At 70.4% G+C, this 14,817-nt stretch carries 13 protein-coding genes; 6 read left to right on the forward strand and 7 right to left on the reverse strand.

Translation table 11 applies throughout. The features are described 5' to 3' along the window. Positions 1 to 4 precede the first annotated feature (4 nt). On the forward strand, positions 5 to 1,282 hold the full coding sequence (locus MFF58_RS02030) for an NAD(P)/FAD-dependent oxidoreductase (protein WP_238284953.1): 1,278 nt from the start codon (positions 5 to 7) through the stop codon (positions 1,280 to 1,282). Between the two features lie 112 nt (positions 1,283 to 1,394). On the opposite strand, the gene MFF58_RS02035 is transcribed toward MFF58_RS02030, so the two are convergent. The 3 genes from MFF58_RS02035 to MFF58_RS32175 all read right to left on the reverse strand — a co-directional run bounded on the left by MFF58_RS02035 (position 1,395) and on the right by MFF58_RS32175 (position 4,800). Next, the gene (locus tag MFF58_RS02035; protein WP_238284954.1) at positions 1,395 to 3,563 is read right to left on the reverse strand and encodes a TonB-dependent siderophore receptor; all 2,169 of its coding nucleotides are present in this window, start codon (positions 3,561 to 3,563) and stop codon (positions 1,395 to 1,397) included. 347 nt (positions 3,564 to 3,910) lie between these two features. Then, entirely contained in the window at positions 3,911 to 4,396 is a 486-nt protein-coding gene (locus tag MFF58_RS02040) for a hypothetical protein (protein ID WP_238284957.1), read from the reverse strand. Next, complete coding sequence (locus MFF58_RS32175) at positions 4,393 to 4,800, reverse strand: hypothetical protein (RefSeq protein WP_279602863.1); 408 nt, start codon at positions 4,798 to 4,800, stop codon at positions 4,393 to 4,395. The genes MFF58_RS02040 and MFF58_RS32175 overlap by 4 nt, the downstream gene beginning before the upstream one ends. Positions 4,801 to 5,385: 585 nt before the next feature. Here MFF58_RS32175 and MFF58_RS02050 point away from each other — a divergent pair. The 3 genes from MFF58_RS02050 to MFF58_RS02060 are packed head-to-tail and all read left to right on the forward strand — an operon-like array spanning position 5,386 to position 8,277. Next, positions 5,386 to 5,925 carry a TadE/TadG family type IV pilus assembly protein gene (locus MFF58_RS02050; protein WP_238284958.1) on the forward strand — a complete coding sequence of 180 codons (540 nt, stop codon included), beginning with the start codon at positions 5,386 to 5,388 and terminating at the stop codon, positions 5,923 to 5,925. Then, positions 5,919 to 6,566 (forward strand): TadE/TadG family type IV pilus assembly protein, encoded by a 648-nt coding sequence (locus MFF58_RS02055; RefSeq protein ID WP_238284959.1) that lies wholly within the window; start codon positions 5,919 to 5,921, stop codon positions 6,564 to 6,566. The genes MFF58_RS02050 and MFF58_RS02055 overlap by 7 nt, the downstream gene beginning before the upstream one ends. Further along, positions 6,550 to 8,277: a TadE/TadG family type IV pilus assembly protein gene (locus MFF58_RS02060; protein WP_238284961.1), complete on the forward strand. Its 1,728-nt coding sequence runs from the start codon at positions 6,550 to 6,552 to the stop codon at positions 8,275 to 8,277. The genes MFF58_RS02055 and MFF58_RS02060 overlap by 17 nt, the downstream gene beginning before the upstream one ends. Before the next feature lie 24 nt (positions 8,278 to 8,301). Here MFF58_RS02060 and dksA read toward each other — a convergent pair whose 3' ends face one another. From dksA to MFF58_RS02080, 4 genes are all read right to left on the reverse strand, one after another. After that, positions 8,302 to 8,721, reverse strand: a complete 420-nt coding sequence (gene dksA, locus MFF58_RS02065) for an RNA polymerase-binding protein DksA (RefSeq protein WP_010683819.1) — start codon at positions 8,719 to 8,721, stop codon at positions 8,302 to 8,304. A 173-nt stretch (positions 8,722 to 8,894) separates the two neighbouring features. Beyond that, the gene (locus tag MFF58_RS02070) at positions 8,895 to 9,923 is read right to left on the reverse strand and encodes a hypothetical protein (protein WP_238284963.1); all 1,029 of its coding nucleotides are present in this window, start codon (positions 9,921 to 9,923) and stop codon (positions 8,895 to 8,897) included. Between the two features lie 2 nt (positions 9,924 to 9,925). After that, positions 9,926 to 11,299 (reverse strand): MBOAT family O-acyltransferase, encoded by a 1,374-nt coding sequence (locus tag MFF58_RS02075; RefSeq protein ID WP_238284964.1) that lies wholly within the window; start codon positions 11,297 to 11,299, stop codon positions 9,926 to 9,928. A 175-nt stretch (positions 11,300 to 11,474) separates the two neighbouring features. Next, a complete protein-coding gene (locus tag MFF58_RS02080; RefSeq protein WP_238284965.1) occupies positions 11,475 to 12,359 on the reverse strand; it encodes a hypothetical protein in 885 nt (294 codons plus the stop codon). A gap of 363 nt (positions 12,360 to 12,722) precedes the next feature. Here MFF58_RS02080 and MFF58_RS02085 point away from each other — a divergent pair, with 363 nt between their 5' ends. Then, a complete protein-coding gene (locus tag MFF58_RS02085; RefSeq protein ID WP_238285314.1) occupies positions 12,723 to 14,144 on the forward strand; it encodes an ATP-binding protein in 1,422 nt (473 codons plus the stop codon). Next, positions 14,141 to 14,815: a response regulator gene (locus MFF58_RS02090; protein WP_238284967.1), complete on the forward strand. Its 675-nt coding sequence runs from the start codon at positions 14,141 to 14,143 to the stop codon at positions 14,813 to 14,815. The genes MFF58_RS02085 and MFF58_RS02090 overlap by 4 nt, the downstream gene beginning before the upstream one ends. Positions 14,816 to 14,817 lie beyond the last annotated feature (2 nt).

Raw genomic sequence — 14,817 nt, forward strand, 5'->3', positions numbered from 1 at the left:
CGGCATGGCGGCGGAGGAGACGGCCGACATCGTGGTGATCGGCGGCGGCATGGTCGGGCTCGCCAGCGCCATCGCGCTAAGGGACCGCGGCCTCGACGTCGTCCTGTGCGATCCCGGCGAGGCGCGGGCCCGGACCTCCTACGGCAATGCCGGCGTGGTCAGCCGGGGCTCGATCCTCCCGATGGCGAGCCCGGCGCTCTGGGGCAAGCTGCCAGCCTATCTGCGCAATGCCGATCGGGGGCTGCGGCTGCACCATGCGCATCTCCCGCGCATCCTGCCGTACGCGACGCATTTTCTCGCGGCCGCGCGTACATCCCGATGGCGGCGGGCCGCCGCCGCGCTGCTGCCGCTGACCAGCGCCGCCTACCCGGCCCATGAGCGGCTGGCCGCTCGGGCCGGCACCAACGAGAGGTTGCAGCAGACCGGCTGGCTCAAGACGTACCGGACGCAGGCGGCATTCGAGGCCGCCGCGCTGGAGCGCGAGATCCTGAGCCACCATCGCGTGGCCTTCGAGATCCTCGACGCCGCGGGCCTGCGCGACCTCGAACCGGCCCTGGTGCGCCCCTTCGCCCGGGCGATGCTGCTGACCGAGACCGGATCGGTGCGGGAGCCGGGCCGGCTGATCGAGGCCTGCGAGGCCCTGTTCGCCGGGATCGGCGGACGGCAGAGGCGGGGCAGCGTCGAGCGCCTGACGCCGGAGGCCGGCGGCTGGCGCGTGGCCCACGAGACCGGGTCGGTCCGCGCGAGGCAGGTCGTGCTGGCGGCAGGGGCCGCCTCGGGGGCCATCGCCCGGACCCTGGGATACCGGTTCGCCGTGGCGGCGGAGCGCGGCTACCATCGCCACTACGCCCTCCACCCGGAGAGTCCGCCGCTGACCCGGCCGGTGCTCGACACCGGCGCCGGATCGATCCTGTCGCCGATGGGCGATCACCGGGTCCGGGTCCTGTCCGGCGTGGAGCTCAACGCCCGCCACGCCGCCCCCGACCACACCCAGATCGAGGCGGCCTCCCGCGAGGCGGCCGGGACCCTGCGCCTCGGCGGCCCCCTCGACAACGAGCCCTGGCTCGGGTCGCGCCCCTCCACGCCGGACGGAATGCCCGTGATCGGGCGGGCGCCCCGGCACGACGGCCTGCTCTTCGCCTTCGGCCACGGGCATATCGGCCTGTCCACCGGCCCGATCACCGGCGAGATCGTGGCCGACCTCGCCACCGGACGGGAGCCGCAGGTGCCGGTCGCCCCCTTCGCGCCGGACCGGCTGCTCGGCTGGCCGCGCCTGTTCTGAGATCCGAGCCCGACGGCGCCTGACCGGGTGCGGGCCGCCCGGGTGGATCGCAGCCAGGGCCCGTCCGGGCGGCGGGGCAGGGCGGATACGCGCGTCTCGGCGGCCTCGACGTTCAGAACCGTGCCGCGACGCCGCCCATGAGGGTGCGGGGTGCGCCCGGCGTGGCGTAGCGGTTCTGGAAGGCACGGTCGTAGTAGTGTGCGTCGAGAAGGTTGTCGACGTTGAGGTAGATCCGCACCTCCGGCGTGATCCAATAGTACGAGATCAGGTTGAGCGCCGTGTAGTCCGGCAATTTGAACGTCGATAGGGCGGTCCCGGCGACCCGCTGGCCGACATACGTCACGCCGCCACCGAGGCCGAGGCCGCGCAGCCCGGCACTCTGGAACTCATAAACGCTCTGCAGGGCGAAGCTGTCGGCCGGGACGTTCGCGAGGCGCGTCCCGACGGGCAGCGTGGTGTCGCGGGCGACGGCGGCGTCGACATGCGTGTAGGTGCCGAACACCCGCCAGCCGGGTGCCGGAGAGCCGGCCACTGTCAGGTCGAAGCCTTGGCTGCGCACGGTGCCGGCCGCGACGCTGAAGTTCGGGTCCACCGGATCGACCGTGAGGACGTTGGTGCGCCGGATGTCGAACACGGCCGCGGTGGCGCTCAGGGTGCCGTCGAGCAGATTGAGTTTCGCGCCGGCCTCGTAGCCTTCGCCCTGCTGGAACGCGAAGGGGCGTCCCGAACGGTCCGTACCGGTATTGGGGAAGAAGGAGCGCCCGTAATTGCCGTAGAGCGCGACCGCGTCGGTGAGATCGTAGACGAGGCCGAAGCGCGGCGTCGCCACCGTGTCCTGCAGGCTCGTGGTGCGCCCGGTGCGATAATCGGTCGAGACGAGGCCGAGATCCTCGACGCGCACGCCGACGAGCGCGTGCAGACGCGGCGTGAGGTCGATCTGATCCTGGATGTAGCCGGCGTAGCTCTGGATGTTCTGCAGGAAGTTCGTGATCGAGCCGAGCGGCGGCAGCGCAACCTGTCCGTAGCGGGGTGCCAGCAGGTCGAGGGCGAACGGATTGGTATTCGCGTTGGAGCGGTTGAAGATCTCCCGGTAGCGGTAGCTGTCGTATTCGAGGCCCATCAGCAGGGTGTGGCGAAACGGGCCGGTCTCGAACTTGCCCGCGAGGTTGAGCTGGAGGTCGAGATCGGACCAGCTCAGGTCGCGGTGCTCGAAGGTGCGCCGCAGGGTCCGGCCGTCGCCCAGTACGTTCATGGCACCCACGCCGTCGCCGAGCAGACGGCCCCCGAGCGCCTGCGCACCCGCGGTGACCACCCAGTCCGGATCGAGCCGGTGCTCGATGCGGAGCTGGCCGAGCGCGTTGTCGTTGCGAACCGGCGGGATGCCGGGTTCGCCGATGAAGCGGTTGCGCGGCAGGGCGCGCAGGTTGCCATTGATGGGCACGACGCCGCGGTCGAAGGTCGTCGCGGTGCTCAGCACCTCGCCCTCGAGCGTGATCGTGGTATCGGCCGACGGCTTCCAAGCGATGACCGGCGCGACGTAGTAGCGATCGCCGTGCACGAAGTCGCGGAAACTGCCGTTGTCCTCGACCGCGCCGGTAACGCGGGCGAGCACGTGGCCGTCCTGGTCGAGCGCGCCGGTGGCGTCGAAGGTGCTGCGCTTCTGATTGAAACTCCCGTACTGGGTTCCGAACGCGAAGGTCCGTTCGGCCAGCGGCTGCTTGGTGACGATGTTGAAGGTGCCGCCCGGATCGCTGCGGCCGTACAGGAAGGCCGAGGGTCCCTTCAGGACCTCGATCCGCTCGATCGAGACGATGTCGGGGGAGTTCGGATAGCCCCGGTTGATCGGGAAGCCGTTGCGGAAATACTCGCCGGTGGAGAAGCCGCGGATCGTGAACTCGCTCAGGCCGAGGCCGGCGAAGTTGTTCGCGCGGCCGACACCGGCGAGGTCCAGGGCCGTGTCGATGCGCGTCGCTGCTGCGTCGGTGAGCACCTGATCGGGCACGACCACGACAGTCTGCGGAACCTCGCGCAGGGGCGTGTCGGTGCGCGTCGCGCCGACGCTGTTCCGGGCGAGATAGCCGTCCACGGCGACGCGCGGACCGCCGGTCCCCGCGACCGACAGCTCGTCGAGTTGCACCTCCTGGGTGGCGTCGGCGGCAAGCTGTGCCCGCGCCGGACTCGATCCCAGACCGCTCAGGGTGCCGGTCTGGGCCGCGAGGATGACAGCCGCTGAAACGGCGCGCGCGCTGCTGCGCTTGGGTTTTGTGCTCAGACCGGCCACGAACGCGAACCAACTCAGGGTAAAAAGCGTCCGCTACAGTTCGGAAACATTTCTGGTCAAGCTTGCACGCGCCTGCGCAAAAAATCCTAGTTTGTACGCATTTGAATGTGGCTCGGCCGGATCCTGGAATCGTTGTAACCCGCGGCGTCGCCAGGTCCGCCTGTTGCACCGCCACCACAGCGTTTGCGCCACCTGGACGGGCTGTCGACGCCTGCCGGATACGGATCGGGCGGCCCGCGTGGTCGGCCGACGACCTGCGTCGACCGGCGCGACTCCGGCGTGCCGGTGGCCACGACCGGTGGCGACCGGCCGTCAGAGCGGTCACGCCCGCCGCCGGATCCGCGTTCTCAGCGCCAGTCGTACGGATTGTAGGGGTCGAGCGCCGCCTCGATCCTGCGCAGGATGTCGGGCTGACGCTGGAGATCCGTCTCCCGGGCGAGCGCCCGCAGGAAGGCCTGTGGCCCGTGCTCGAGATCGCGGGTCAGGCCGTTGAAACGGTCGGCCGGTTCGACATGGGGCGGGTTGACGGCCACGCGGTAATCCAGCCCGCAGGTCGGCGGATCGATGCCCAGACGGTAGCAGATCCGCACCCGGGCGAAGGGCGCGTCCGGGCGATAATCCACCTTGTAGCCGCCGAGCCGGAAGGCGCCGCCGGTCGCCCGCTGGGCATAGGCCAGGGTCCGTCCGATCGTCGTGAAGCCGGTCGTGCGACGCTCCCGGACGAGGTCGATCGCCGCGCGCTCGGCGGGCACGAAGGGCTGCGCTCCGGACGCCGAGGAGACCAGCAGGACCAGCAGGAACGCCGGCAGGGCGGCGGGAATCCGGGGTGTCATGGTTTCCTCATGCAGACGGCGACCGGCTGCGCGTCCTTGGCGGCCTTGGCGGTCATGTCGAGGCAGCCCACCGTGGCGACGCCCTCCGTGACGGTCACGGAGGGCACGACTGCCATGCCCCGGCAATAGGCACCGATCAATTCCTCGTCGCGGTGGCAGGCCACGTCGAGCCGGATCTGCGCGTTCATGGCCGGCCCGGCGGCGCCCGGCGGGCCGGCGGGACCGCGCTCGCCCGCAGGGCCGCGCGCGCCGGTGGCACCGTTCAGGCCCGCCGGTCCCTGTGGCCCCGCCGGACCCTGTTCGCCCTTCGGCCCAGGCGGACCAGCCGCTCCCGGCTTCGGGGCCTCGCAGCCGACGAGCGCGAGCGCCGCGCCGGCGACGATCGCGATCCGGGAACATCTCATTCGGCACTCCGGCCCCGCCTGCTGCCGACGAGGTGGCGCTGAGCGACGGCGCGTCAACGGTTCCGGAACGCCGGCAGGGCCGCACCCGGGGACACGATGCGACGGCGAGGCCGGCGTCCACGGACGAAACGGCTTTCCCGTCCCGCCCTCATCCTCGGGTCCCGGAGCCCGGCGAAGGCTTTGCGGGAGCCCGACCTTGCGGCACGCCGCGCGACCGCCTCAGGATGACGGGGAGGCCGGATACCCTGGGATCGGACGGTCGCCGGGCACCGGTCCGGACATGCGATGCCGGCACGGCCGCCGGGGGCCGGCACTGATCCAGGGTCACGACTCTTCGAACCCAAACCGCGAGACGAAGCGGCGTTCGCGCAAGTCGAGGTTGTACCGGGAAATAGCGTGCCGATAGACCGTCGGCACCTCGTGCTTAAGACTTTTGCAAAGTCTCGGCGGCACATCTGCTTGGATGCTTGTTTTCAGCAGCCGCAAAAGCGCATGATTGGTTGGGCAAGATCGCTCCGGTTGGAGTACAAGACTTCAGGTTGCATCCCGGCCCGTTTTCGGAGAAACTCCGACGGCGCGGCTGCGGTGGAGTTCGCCCTCGTCGCGCTCCCCTTCCTCGCCCTGTGCGGCGCGGTGTTCCAGATCGCCTTCCAGATCTGGGCCACGCAGAACTTCGACCGCGCCCTCCAGACCGCCGTCCGCACGATCTTCACCGGCCAGTTCCAGCTGGCGAATTCCGGCCAGACCGATCCGGCCGTGCTGCTCGCGAACCTGAAGACCACGATGTGCGGTCCGCCCAACGCCCTCATCCCGACCCTGTTCAACTGCCAGGGCGTGAAGATCGACGTCGCCACCGCCAACACCTTCGCGGGCGCCGCGCCGGCGACGCCGATCAACGCCGCGACGGGCACGTGGAGCACCGGCTTCGGCACCAACTACGCCTGCGCCAAGCCGGGCACGATCGTCGTCGTCACCGCCGCGGTGCAGTTCCCGACCTTCTTCAACCTGCTGGGCCTGGGCACGCGGCGATTCACCAGCGGGGAAGGGGCCGGATCGAGCCTCCTCACCTCGACGGCCGTGTTCCGCACCGAGCCCTATCAGATCGTCGGAGCCAGTCCGTGCTGAGGCGCGTCGCCCGCGGAGCCCGGCGGCTGCGGCGCGACCGCCGGGGCACGGCCATGGTGGAATTCGCCGTGATCCTGCCGGTCCTGCTGGCGATTTGGGCCGGCATGACCGAACTAGCGCACGCGATCGACGAGTGGCGCAAGCTGACGCTGCTCGCCCGTACCGTGGCCGACCTCACGGCCCAGGGCGACGCGCAGAACCCGATCAGCACGGGTGTGATGAACGACATCGTCGCCTCGGCCACCCTGGTGATGCGCCCCTTCGACACCGCGAACGTGAAGATCATCGTGAGCGCCATGGGCGTCGGCGTGAAGGGCGCCACCGTCATCCCGACGGTCTGTTCGAGCGTCTCAAACGCCAACGCGATCCCCCGCATCACCGGCGCGGCCAACGACCTGACGGTGCCGCTCGGCTACCAGACCGCCGGCATGCGCTACGTCCTGGCCGAGGTCAGCATCACCTACACGCCGATGATCGGCAGCGCGCTGGTCAAGCTCGCCAAGGGCGTCAGCAGCGCCATCAACTTCTCCAGCAGCGTCCCCTGGCCGACCCGGGGCGGCAAGACCTACGGCACCAACACCTACACCGAGGTCGTGATGCCGATGACCAACGCGAAGGCTTGCGATGGCACGGCACCCTGACCGCCCCGCACCGCAGGACCGGCCCGGCCCGTTCCGGGACCGGCGCGGCAACGTCGCGATCCTGTTCGCCGTCCTCAGCATGCCGATGCTGATGCTCTCCGGCGCGGCAATCGATTACGGCTTCGCGACGCGCCTCGAGACCAAGCTGCAGGCGGCCACCGACGCCACCGCGCTGCTCCTGTGCCAGACGCCGCTGACCACGACCACGGCCGACCTCAACGCGATGGCGCAGACGACGATGACCGGCGCCATGGGGCTGACCGATCTCGTGGTGGATCCCCTGATCATCACGGACAATCCCCGCCAGATCACCCTCAAAGCCCACAAGGTGTCGACGACCTTCTTCGGCAAGCTCACCGGCACCGCGCGCATCAATCCCGGCGCCAAGTCGCAATGCGCCACGCCGCTGCCGAAGACCTTCGAGATCGCGCTGGTTCTCGACAACACCGGCTCGATGGCCGCGTCGAGCGGCGGCCAGTCGAAGCTGCAGGCGGCCCAGACCGCGGCGACGAACTTCGTCAACTACGTCTACAGCAGCAACGCCTTCTCGAGCGCGACGCGCATCGCCATCGTGCCGTTCGCGGGGGCGGTGGCGGTGAACCCGGCCACCTACCGCTACGCCACCTGGATCGATCAGGCGGGACAATCCGCCTACCACTGGACCAACGTGCTCTCGGCCGCCAGCTCGAATTTCGTGAACCGCTTCGACATCTTCACGAAGCTGCAGGCGGTCAATTCCGGCTGGAGCTGGGGCGGCTGCCTCGAATCGCTGCCCTATCCCCTGAACGTGCAGGACGGCGCACCGACCTCCGGATCCAAGGATTCCTACTTCGTGCCGCTCTTCGCCCCCGACGAGCCGGGCGACGCCACCAGCACCTACCGCGGCTACACCGACAGCAGCGGCAGCTACTGGTCGTACAACAGCTACATCGACGACGACACGAGCAGCACCGTCGGCAGCTGCGCGATCAATAAGAACCTGTCGTACGATGCTTCGCTCGGCCGGGCGTGCAAGTACGTGAGCCCGCGCAACCCCATCTCGAGCAGCTATGTCGGGATCCCCAACGGCCCGAATTTCGGTTGCACGACCCAGCCGCTCCAGCCGCTCACGAACGATCAGGGCGTGCTCAAGACCCTCATCGGCAAGATGGCGCCCCTGGGCTCGACCAACATCCACGAGGGCTTCATGTGGGGCTGGCGGACGCTCTCGCCGAAGAGCGTGTTCTCGAGCAGCTACTCGAGCCTGAACGCGCCCGCGGCCTATGCCGTCACCTCCAGCACGACGAACGCGACGACGATCAACAAGATCATCATCCTGATGACCGACGGCACGAACAGCTGGACGGCCAATACGAGCGCGCCCACCGGCTCGCTGTACTTCGCGGCCGGCTATTTCCAGAACGCCAACAACACCAGCGCGAACGCGCGGATGCCCACCCAGTACCAGAACGTCTCGGATGCCAACGGTGCCCGGAACGCCCTCGATCAGCTGACGAAAGAGGCCTGCTACAACGCGAGACAGGTCAACATCTCGATCTACACGATCGGCTTCAGCATCGCGTCCGACCCGATCGACGCGGCCGGCCAGACGCTCCTGAAGAACTGCGCCTCGTCGCCGAGCCAGTTCTTCCTCGCCAACAATGCGGACGACCTGATCGGCGCCTTCCAGAAGATCCAGGCGAGCATCGGCGCGCTGCGGCTGACGCAGTAGCCGCGGGGCCGGCCCGGGCCGGCCTCAATCGTCCCGGTAGACCCGCTCGCGCCGCTCGTGCCGCTCCTGCGCCTCCAGCGACAGGGTGGCGATCGGCCGGGCGTCGAGGCGGCGCAGCGAGATCGGTTCGCCGGTCTCCTCGCAGAAGCCGTAGGAACCGTCCTCCAGCCGGGCGAGGGCCGCGTCGATCTTGCCGGTGAGCTTGCGCTGGCGGTCCCGCGCCCGCAGCTCGATCGCCCGGTCGGTCTCCGACGAGGCGCGGTCGGCGAGATCGGGATGATTCTCGTTCTCGCTCTGGAGCGCCACGAGGGTGTCCTGCGCCTCGCGCAGGATGTCGTTCTTCCAGCTCAGCAGCTTGCGACGGAAATATTCGCGCTGCCGGTCATTCATGAAGGGCTCGTCGTCGGACGGGACGTAGCCGTCCTCCAGCGTCACCTTCGCCATGCGTCACCCTCGCTGGATTCGAGCCGCCCACCAGGGGATGGCCGGTGCGCGGCGCTAACGTGAGGTGCCGTATAGTCGAGGTGCCTGGGCGCCACAACGCGCAGACGAGCGAGGCCGGTAACAGGGCGTCATTGCACGGCCGCGTGCGGCAAACAGGACACGGTACAGATGTTTTACTCTGTCATCTGAGTCCGCAATCGTACGATTGCGGCGCCAATGTCAGTCGTGAGCGCGCGGGCGAGCGGCAATCGATAGTGGGTCTGGTCGAAGAACTGGTCGGGATCGGCCGCCCCGGGGCGGCCGTCGCGCCAGTCGACCACGGCGTTCGCGGGATGCGTCGCGAGCACCGACCGGACCTGCGCCCGGCAGGCGGCCTCGGCGCGCGCGCGGGGGCTGCCGGGGGGCGGCTCAGCGCGGACGTAGACCGGCGGGAACACCACCACCACCGGCGTCCGCGCCGGGACCCGCGCCAGCTCCGCCCGCAGCCGGTCGGCGATCGGGAACGGGCCGCCGTGGTGCGGCTCGGCGTCGGGGCCGGCCGGCTTCTCCAGGGCCGCCTTCTTGGCGGGGTCGATGCCGAAGCCCTGGCTGAGGTAGTTGCGCTCGTAATCCCACCAGCCGTCCGCGGCGGCGGTCTTGCGCCGGGGCGACAGGAGCCAGCCCAGGCGGTTGACCGTCTCCTGCGCGGCGGAGAAGCGGATCAGGCCCCGCAGATAGGCGGGCCAGTCGCCGATCAGCCAGTACGGAAACCCGTGCTCGCTCGGGAAGGACGGGTCGTCGGCGCACCAGAAGGCGTCGGCCGAGAGCACGATCGCGTCGGGCCGGGCGTGGTGCTGCAGGTACCAGCCGAGCAGCGCGAACTGCTCCGTGGGACCCGTCGCCGGAACCGAGAGCTGGACGAAGGGGATGCCGGTGAGCCGGCTCAGCGCCGCCGGCTCGATGAGCTGGATGTGCGAGTTGCCGATCACCGCGCCCGTGTAGGCCGGATCACGCCCGCGGACGGCCGAGGCGGTGCGCGGACCCTGCGGGCGCACGGCGCCGCGGGCGAGCAGCTCCGAACGGCCCGTGTCGTAGGGGTCGACCGGGACCGCGAGGGCGAGATAGCCCGCGAACAGGCCGGCCACCGACAGGAGCAAGGTGCGGGCGAAGCCGCGCCAGTCGCCGCGCCAGTCCCGGTCCGGGGTGAGTCGGGGATCCGCCATCCTCAGAACTGGAAGTAGATGAACTCGTAATTCGCATCGTCGCCGATCTTGAGGAGGACGATCACGAACAAGAGTGCGAATCCGAAGGCGAGGAGCCGCCTGGGCGGCAGGCGATGCACCGCCGCCCAGGCGGTCGGCCCGACCGTGGCGACCAGGGCGGCCACCGCGATGGTGCGCCACTTGAAGCCGACCCCCCGCGGCGCCAGTCCGAACAGACCCTTGAAGATCAGCAGCGCCGCCTCGAAGCTCGTCGCCCGGAACAGCACCCAGGTCAGCGCGACGAAGAGGCTGGTGAGCAGCCACCCGAGCGGCGCGGGTATCGCGATCCGGGCCCGCCGCGCCAGCAGGCCGGCGCCGAGACCGAGCCCGTGGAGCCCCCCCCAGGCCAGGAAGGTCAGGCCGGCCCCGTGCCAGAGTCCGCCCAGGGTCATGGTCGCGGCGAGGGCCCCGATCTGCCGCGGCAGCCCGCGCCGGTTTCCGCCCATGGGGATGTAGAGGTAGTCGCGCAGGAAGCGCGACAGGGTCATGTGCCAGCGCCGCCAGAAATCCTGCAGGGACGTGGCGCGGTAGGGGACGTCGAAATTCTGCGGCAGGACGAGGCCGAACAGCAGCGCGATCCCCAGCGCCATGTCGGTGTAGCCGGAAAAGTCGAAGTAGATCTGGAAGGTGAAGCCCAGCGTCGCCTGCCAGGCCTCCACCACCGTGACGGCCTTGCCGGCGGCGGCGGCCTGGAACACCGGATTCACGTATTGCGCGAGCGGATCACCGAGGAACACCTTCTTGGCGAGACCCACCGTCAGCAGCATCAAGCCGCGGGCGAAGCGCTCGGCGGCGTCGGGCCGGGCGTAGGGCGCCTCGTCGAACTGGTGCATGATCTCGCTCCAGCGCACGAGCGGGCCGGCGAGAACCTGCGGGAAGTAGGCGATGTAGAGGGCGTATTTCACGAGCCCGAAGCTCGGCGCCCGGCCGGCCCTGAGGTCGGCGAGGTACATGATGTGGTGGAACGTGAAGAACGAGATGCCGAGCGGCAAGGCCAGCCCGAGGCGCGGCGCCTCCAGGCCGGGGATCAGGTTGGCGAGGTCGGCGAAGAAGTCGAGATACTTGAACAGCCCGAGGAGCCCGAGGTTGGCGGCGATCGCCGCCGGGATCAGCCAGCGGCCGGGCCACCGGCGATAGGCGCGGGCCACGCACCAGTTCGCCACGATCGAGCCGGCGAGCAGCGGCACGAAACGCACGTCCCACCAGCCGTAGAACACGAAGGACAGGCCGACGAGGAGCGGCAGGCGCCACGCGGGCGCGGCGCGCGCGACCAGCCCGTGCAGGATCAGGGCGGCCGGCAGGAAGGCGAGGAGGAAGACGAAGGAGTTGAACAGCATCGGGCGAGGCGGCGCGGAGGAGCCCGGACGGGCCGCCGTTGTCTCCGAGCGGAAGGGACCGCCTTGTCGGGGATCGGGACCGGCCCGTCAATCGCGACCCGGCGATGGGGATGCAACGGTCGGCCTCGACCGGAGGTGCGGGGCGAGTGAATTTCCTTCTGGGGCGGCGGGCCGCTCAGAAGACGCTCTTCACCGCCTCGCCGAGCGCGTCGACGCTCTCCTTCAGTTTGCGTCCGGCCGGGGCCAGGGACGGGATCTTGATCCCGAGCACCTCGGTCTCCTCAGGCGCCGCCTTGGCCTGGGCGACGGCCGTGGCGGTGACGCTCCTGGGCTTCTCGGCGGTCTTCACGGCGGCCGGCGCCTTCTGGACAGCCACCGTCTTGCGGGCCGGCTTCTCGGTCTTCTCGGAATGGCTGGGCGCGGCGATCGGCTTGGGCGCGGCGGCCGGCTCCGCCACCTCGCGGGCCCGCACGGTCTCGGACGCGCGCGGCGGCTGGAGCGCGGCCATCCGGGCCGGCGGCAGCGGAACCACCTGGCGGGCGGCAGCGACGGGAACGACCGGGGTCGGCACCGGGATGCGGCGGGCCGGCGGTACCGGGACGGCTGTGGCCTGGGCCGCGGGCGATATCTGGGCCGCGGGCGACACCTGGGCTGCGGGCGACATCTGGACGGCGGCCTTGACGGGGGCGGCGGCCTTGGCGGGCGCCGGGGCTGGCGTGAACGCTTCGGGCAGGCTCGCCATCCGCGGCGACGGGGCGGCGGGTTCAGCCGGCGCGTCCGTCCGCACCGGTGCGGCGCCCGGCTGACCTGCCACGGCCAGGGCGGGCAGGCCGTCCTTCAATTCAGGCCAGTCGGCGGCGCGGCCAGACGATACGAACTTAACGGGTGCCGGGGCGGCGAGCCCCGACATCACGGTCGAGGCCGCGATTCCGAAGCCGCCGAGCACGCCGGCGCCGGCGAGGCTCAGCAGGACGATGCGCAGCCGCGGCGTCGCCCCGGTGCGCGCCTCCGGCGGCCGAGTCGCTCGGGTCTCGGAGGAATCCAGGGCGAGATCGATCATGGTCCGGGGTCTCTGACACGATGCACGACGCGCGCGACCGGGCTCCCCACGACCGGTCGCTTCCCTTCGTCACTGCGAAGGTTGTTCGACTGGACCGCGATAGAGGAGCCGCAATACGGCGCAAAGATGTCGATCCGACTTGCGGGCGCGGCCAGTCCTGGTCCAGCTATCCACAGGATATCCCGACACTGCTTAAGATTCGGTAGCGGGATCGACCGCTGCGGTCCGCGCGAGCGCCCGCGCCGCCGAAGAGGATGCCGGCCCGGCATGGGTGCGGGCGTCGCGTCGGGGACTTCCGCCGCTTCCGATTGCAACGCGGTCGGGAACGGCACTAAGCGTCTCGGGGTGGATACCCGGCCGACGCTGCTCCCGACGTTAAGGACGCTTGAGCCTTCCGGCCGTGCCGCGGCCCGCTGGCCGTGGGCGGGGTGGTCCACGCGCGCGCGCCTGGTCGCCGTCGTGCTGTTCATCGACGCGCTGGCGGCCCTCGTGTCCTGCGGCGTCATCGTGCTGAACGCGCGCTCGGCGGTGCGGGTCGAGACCCGGGCCTCCCTGGCCACCGTCGAGTCGCTGGTCGCCGACACGATCCGCCTCTCCGACACGGCGTCGCCCGACACGCTCCTCCAGACCCTCGACCTGCGCTTCAAGGTGCTGCGGCACGTCCGCGTCGCGGTGCTCGACGCCGATGGGGATCGGATCGGCAATCCGGCGCCCCCGCACCGGTCCGAACGCGAGGCGCCGCACTGGTTCGCTGACCTGATCATGCCGCCGATCGAGCGGCACACCCTGCCGATCGCGGTGAACGGCCAGCGCCTCGGCACCGCGCAGATCACCACCCAGCCGCTCGACGAGATCGACGAGATCTGGGGCTACGCCCGGGCGCTCTCGCTCACGACCCTGGCGATCAACGCCGCCATGCTGATCGCGCTCTACGTCGCGCTCGGCCGCATCCTGGCGCCGCTGCGGCGGCTGGGCGACGGCCTGACGCGGCTGGAGCACCACGACTACACGGCGCGGCTGGAACCCCCCGGAGCCCGGGAACTCGCGGTGATCGCCGACCGGTTCAACAAGGTGGCGGAGGCCCTGGGCGAGGTCCGCGCCGCCAACGGGCGGCTGAACCGGCAGCTTCTCACCGCGCAGGACGACGAGCGCCGCCGCACCGCCCTCGAACTCCACGATGAATTCGGTCCCTGCCTCTTCGCCCTGGAGGCCAACGCCGCCTCGATCGCCCGGATCGCTTCCGGACCGGGCGAGCCCAGCCGCGAGAAGCTCGGCGTCCGGGCGGCCGAGATCAGCGCCATCGTCGGTCAGGTCCAGACCGTGAACCGGGAACTCCTCAATCGCCTGCGCCCGCACGGGCTCGGTCAGGCACCGCTGGCCACCTGCCTCGACCTGCTCCTGCGCGGCTTCGCCCAGCGACATCCGGGCTTGGCCATCGACGGCCGGTTCGACGGTCTGGCGCGCGGATACGGCGACCTCGTCGATCTCACGGTCTTCCGCTGCGTCCAGGAGAGCGCCACCAACGCCGTGCGGCACGGGGCCGCGACCCGGGTGGAGGCCGAGGCCTCCGAGACGGACGGCAGGCTCACCGTGACGATCCGGGACAACGGCACCGGGATCCCCGCCGCGCACGGCACGGGGCTCGGACTGTCGGGGATGCGCGAGCGCGTCGAGGCCCTGGACGGCACCTTCGCCCTTGACAATGCCGGTCCGGGCGCAATCGTCCGCATCACGATCCCCGTTCCGCCTGAACGGGGCGACGAGAACAACGCGCCGCGCGCATGAACGCTATCGCCTCCCAGATCGACATCGCAGCGACGCGTCTGCCGGTCCTCGTGATCGACGATCATCCGATCGTCCTGCAGGGCTGTCGACGCGTGCTGGAGGATTCCGGCGTCGAGACCATCGCGGAGGCCACCACGGTGGTCGGCGGCTACCGGATCTTCCACCGGCTCCGGCCGCCGGTGGTGATCTGCGACCTGACCTTCCAGGGCAGCGGCATGGCCGGGCTGGGCCTGATCCGCAGGATCCGCGCGGTCGCGCCGGACACGCGGATCCTGGTCTTCAGCATGCACAACGATCCCGTGATCGTGGCCCGCGCCCTCGAGGCCGGGGCCCTCGGCTACGTCCTGAAGGATCACGCCTCCGCGGAGCTGTTCGAGGCCTTCGGGAAAGTGCGGATCGGCGAGGTCTACCTCGACCGGCGGCTCGCCACCGAGGTGGCGATGCTGCGCGCCGATGCCCGCCGGACGCCCGAATCGCAGCTGACCCCCCGCGAGCAGCAGATCCTGACCCGCCTCGCCCAGGGGCGCTCCTACGGCGCCATCGCGGCGGACCTGTCGGTGAGCTACAAGACCGTGACCAACGCCTGTTCGCAGATGCGCCAGAAGCTCGGGGTGCGCACCCTCGCCGAACTGATCCACGTCGCCGTCACCCACGCCCAGCGGCAGGGCTGAGG

This window comes from Methylobacterium longum (assembly GCF_022179385.1).
Classification (GTDB): domain Bacteria; phylum Pseudomonadota; class Alphaproteobacteria; order Rhizobiales; family Beijerinckiaceae; genus Methylobacterium; species Methylobacterium longum.

Excerpts from the sequence above, each read along its gene's own strand:
- MFF58_RS02030 (WP_238284953.1), top strand. The coding sequence starts at position 5 with ATGGCGGCGGAGGAGACGGCCGACATCGTGGTGATCGGCGGCGGCATG.
- MFF58_RS02040 (WP_238284957.1), bottom strand. The coding sequence starts at position 4,396 with ATGACACCCCGGATTCCCGCCGCCCTGCCGGCGTTCCTGCTGGTCCTG.
- MFF58_RS32175 (WP_279602863.1), bottom strand. The coding sequence starts at position 4,800 with ATGAGATGTTCCCGGATCGCGATCGTCGCCGGCGCGGCGCTCGCGCTC.
- MFF58_RS02060 (WP_238284961.1), top strand. The coding sequence starts at position 6,550 with ATGGCACGGCACCCTGACCGCCCCGCACCGCAGGACCGGCCCGGCCCG.
- dksA (WP_010683819.1), bottom strand. The coding sequence starts at position 8,721 with ATGGCGAAGGTGACGCTGGAGGACGGCTACGTCCCGTCCGACGACGAG.
- MFF58_RS02070 (WP_238284963.1), bottom strand. The coding sequence starts at position 9,923 with ATGGCGGATCCCCGACTCACCCCGGACCGGGACTGGCGCGGCGACTGG.
- MFF58_RS02075 (WP_238284964.1), bottom strand. The coding sequence starts at position 11,299 with ATGCTGTTCAACTCCTTCGTCTTCCTCCTCGCCTTCCTGCCGGCCGCC.
- MFF58_RS02080 (WP_238284965.1), bottom strand. The coding sequence starts at position 12,359 with ATGATCGATCTCGCCCTGGATTCCTCCGAGACCCGAGCGACTCGGCCG.
- MFF58_RS02090 (WP_238284967.1), top strand. The coding sequence starts at position 14,141 with ATGAACGCTATCGCCTCCCAGATCGACATCGCAGCGACGCGTCTGCCG.